The 3,346-nt window shown below is 42.7% G+C and carries 4 protein-coding genes; 1 reads left to right on the top strand and 3 read right to left on the bottom strand.

Going from position 1 to position 3,346, the window contains the following annotated elements; genetic code table 11:
• The coding region (locus BO222_RS06110; RefSeq protein ID WP_075817320.1) for a transposase at positions 1–255 on the top strand (255 nt) is incomplete at its 5' end.
• 190 nt (positions 256–445) lie between these two features.
• Here BO222_RS06110 and BO222_RS06105 read toward each other — a convergent pair.
• The 3 genes from BO222_RS06105 to BO222_RS06095 form a co-directional block, all read right to left on the bottom strand.
• Positions 446–1,417 (bottom strand): SPFH domain-containing protein, encoded by a 972-nt coding sequence (locus BO222_RS06105; protein WP_075819314.1) that lies wholly within the window; start codon positions 1,415–1,417, stop codon positions 446–448.
• Positions 1,418–1,662: 245 nt separating this feature from the next.
• Entirely contained in the window at positions 1,663–2,103 is a 441-nt protein-coding gene (locus BO222_RS06100) for an NfeD family protein (RefSeq protein ID WP_075819316.1), read from the bottom strand.
• 420 nt (positions 2,104–2,523) lie between these two features.
• On the bottom strand, positions 2,524–3,346 hold an 823-nt coding region (locus BO222_RS06095), incomplete at its 5' end, for an RNA-guided endonuclease InsQ/TnpB family protein (RefSeq protein ID WP_143356954.1).

Below are 3,346 nucleotides of genomic sequence, written 5' to 3'. Positions count from 1 at the left end.
CGGGAGAACATGTCTTCAGATGCAGGACATGAGATTATGGTCAGCCGGAGCATTCAGGCGGAAGGAACCTTCGGAGATCTTAAAGAAAACTACAGATACAGCCGATTGAGACGCCGGGGACTGGAAAACGTAAAATTTGAGGTGCTTATTGTGGCCATGGGACACAATATCAGAAAATTAAACAACAGAAATCGGATGAGTTGCCCAGAACTCGAACGTTATGGAAAATTAAAGGAGCAGAAAAGCGAAATCTGAAAAAGATTATAAACAGTCTTTTTGAGTTTTGGCTCTTTTCAGTGCGTTCAAAAATTGACTTGAGCGGAAAAACACATCATAAAACAGGATTGAATCAGATAAAAAGCATAGAAAAAGGGGCTGTAAATCTCGCTGATGAAAAATCAGTCGAAATTTAACAGCCCCTTTGTTATTTATTGTCTTGCGGCTTTTATTTCTTGATTTGTGATTTTGTTAAATTTGGAGAAACTGCAGGCGCAGCCTGTTCTTGCTTCTGTGAAGCAAACTTTCCAGCTTCTGTTAAAGAAGCGGTAAGTCCAACCATCGACTGAATATCCGATGGAATAATCAGTTTAGTCGCCTTGCCATCTGCGGCTGTAGAGAAGGCTTCAATGGCTTTTAAGCGAAGAACGGTTTCGTCAAGATTTGCTTCCTGAAGATACTTCAGACCTTCAGCGGTTGCCTTTTGAATCGAGCGAATGGCTTCGGCTTTACCATAAGCCTCTTCGATCATGGCCTGTTTGCTGGCCTGAGCTCTCGATACAGCAGCCTGGTTCTGACCTTCAGCAACCAGGATTGTTGATTCTTTTTCACCTTCAGCACGAAGAATCTTTTCACGTCTTTCACGTTCTGCCTTCATCTGTTTTTCCATGGCTTCCTGGATTGTTTTTGGGGGCATGATGTTCTTTAATTCGACACGATTGATTTTGATTCCCCATGGGTCAGTCGCATCATCCAGGGTCGCACGCATCTTTGTATTGATGTCGTCACGGCTGGTCAGGGTCTTATCAAGATCCATTTCTCCAATGATATTTCTTAATGTTGTTGCAGTCAGGTTTTCAATCGCATTGAGCGGATTTTCTACACCATAAGTGTAAAGTTTTGGATCAGTAACCTGATAGAAGATCACCGTATCGATATGCATCGTTACATTATCCTTGGTGATAACAGCCTGAGGAGGAAAGTCAGCGACCTGCTCCTTGAGATCTACCTTATTGGCAATAGAGTCAATAAATGGAACTTTGATATGAAGCCCAACTGTCCAGGTTGCTAGATAGGCCCCTAAACGCTGAACGACATAAGCATGAGCCTGAGGAACGATACGAACACAATCAAGAAGGATTGCGGCCAGGATAACCAGGATAACGGCAATGACAATAATAGGAGTTAATGCTGATAACATTCTAATTTTCACCAGATCTTTCTAGTATTCTGCAATCCATTGAGCTTGTAATTCATGAACAATGAATTACAGTTTTACAATTCTTTCATTCGTAATTTTTATTTTTTAATGATCATTCTGTTTTTGTTCTAAAAATCCAATTCAGACTTTCGTCAAATTTAAATTTAAGTCTATGTCTGTTTTCCTGGATTCCTGTCTTCTAAAATATTCTACATTTTTTAACCGATTCTATGTCAACTTTGAGGTTAAGGCAGTTTTGGCGGCTGATCAATCATGGAGACCACCAGTTTGACTCCACGAATTTCCCGTATTCGAACCAGATCTCCCTGTGCAATCGGCTGGTTATTTGCAGAAATGGCTTTCCAGTCCTGTCCATTGACCAGAACTCTTCCGCCCTTAACAGGCTCAATTTCAGTAGTCACCGTTCCTACCGCATTTTTTAAGCGTCCCAGAGCATCAGGTTCGTTCACTGGATGAAAGTGTTTTTCAAGCCATCCGCGACAGGTAATTAATAAGGCTGCTGAGACAAAGAAGAACGCTGCGGCCTGAAAAGCAATTGGAAAATGCAGCAGTGCCAGAATCAGTGCTGCAATTGCTCCGCCGACAAACCATATGGACACAAGTGCAGTCGTTGACAGTTCCAATACGAGCATGGCCACGATCGCAATAATCCAAAATATACTCATGTTCATCCGGTCACCTGCTCGCATTTATCTGATATTTTCTGCTGTTCACATTAGAAAATACTAGGTCATGTTTTATTCCCCTTTCGTCCGAGAGGAAACGACGAACTCCGGTCTGCCTGATCAGAAGATCCGGAACCGGGGGTATAGTTCTCCAGGGGCTTAAATTCCCGCACGGCCTGCGGTACATATCAAATCCATTGCTCTGTCTTCTATGGATGGATTTGTTTTTTTTCTATTACAGACTCATTTTGATCTTTGCGAGCTTTTCCTTTCTTTGTTGATTTGATCTGCTCTGAAGACATTCGAAAGATTGGGTTTTTCTTCCTGTCTTCAGACACTGCATCTTGGCGTCAATATAAAGGGCCTTATTGTCTGTAAAAGAGGACAAAAAACGAAACATTAAAGCAAAAAAACGAAACATTAAAACATAGTGGTTTGAAGATCAAGCACAGTATAAGCGGCAGTATCCCGAAGATTATGAGCTGCATTGAGGTCACGCTCTTCGGTATATCCGCAATCTGGGCAGACGAAAGTCCGATCGGAAAGCTTCAGAGCCTTATGGACATGTCCGCATTGATGGCATGTCTTACTGGAAGGGTAACGACACTCAGCCAAACGGAACTCGATCCCTCGTTTGGCCCACTGAAACTGGACGTCTGTTCTAAAGGCGTACCACTGCATCTGAGCAATGGCATGAGCAAGTTTTCGGTTCTTCATCATGCCGGCAATATTAAGATCTTCCATCGTGATGTAGGACGGATACAGATCCATGATCCGGGCAACCGTCTGCCTGCGGTATGTATTTCGGGTGTTGTTCATCTTTTGTTGAACAGTCTGTAATCGTTTCTGCGCTTTGTTCAGATTGCTCCTGGTTGGCCTATTGTCTGGATCCTTTTTCTTCCTTGCTCTGTAAGCTTTTAGCTTTCGAGAATAGATCCGCGAAAGATGCTTTAGCTTTCTGAGTTTTCGTTTCATCGGACGTTTCTTATTGATGTTTGCAAAGACCTCTTTGTTAGAGAGAACAGCCAATTCCTTGATCCCGAGGTCGATACCAATACCATCTGAATCTTTACGATAAGAAGGAACAGAATCGACTTCGTACTCGACATAGACACCCATATACCATCTGCCGTTCTTCTGTCCAATCCGTCCTTTTACAATCTCAACTTCATTTGGAACATAAGTCGGAATTCGACCTTTCTCCTTGAGGTGCACTCGTCCAAGTTTTGGTACCTGGACATAC

Origin of the sequence: Ileibacterium valens (genome assembly GCF_001945525.1) — a bacterium.
In the GTDB taxonomy this organism is placed as follows: Bacteria; Bacillota_I; Bacilli_A; order Erysipelotrichales; family Erysipelotrichaceae; genus Ileibacterium; species Ileibacterium valens.
This window is presented reverse-complemented; position numbering and strand designations above follow the sequence as displayed.

What these genes read in the sequence shown, in the direction of transcription:
- BO222_RS06105 (WP_075819314.1), bottom strand. Translation starts at nt 1,417, where the DNA reads ATGTTATCAGCATTAACTCCTATTATTGTCATTGCCGTTATCCTGGTT.
- BO222_RS06100 (WP_075819316.1), bottom strand. Translation starts at nt 2,103, where the DNA reads ATGAGTATATTTTGGATTATTGCGATCGTGGCCATGCTCGTATTGGAA.